1 protein-coding gene is annotated in these 251 nt (G+C 39.4%); it reads right to left on the bottom strand.

Annotated elements, in window-relative coordinates:
- A partial coding sequence (locus SB689_RS23745; RefSeq protein WP_410694494.1) for a nucleoside recognition domain-containing protein occupies positions 1-251 on the bottom strand: 251 nt, incomplete at both ends.

Below are 251 nucleotides of genomic sequence, written 5' to 3'. Positions count from 1 at the left end.
AGAAATACACTGCATTGCAAATGCGTAGAATAGAAGAACTGAGATACCTGTTGCAAAACTGAAGACTTTCTCTCCGTTTGGTTTCACATCTCGTCTCATTTTATCAATCACTTTTACTTCAGGAGCATCATCTTCAAGGCTATAAAGCGTTGACATTGTTCCTACAAATACCTCTCTTGCTACAAAACTTGTAAGAATCCCCACTCCCATTTTCCAGTCGTATCCCAATGGAGCAATTAACGGCTCTATTC

The sequence above is a fragment of the Chryseobacterium sp. SIMBA_038 genome (assembly GCF_046535115.1).
GTDB lineage: Bacteria > Bacteroidota > Bacteroidia > Flavobacteriales > Weeksellaceae > Chryseobacterium.
Note: the sequence above shows the minus strand (reverse complement) of the source record. Positions and strands in the feature narration are given on the sequence as shown.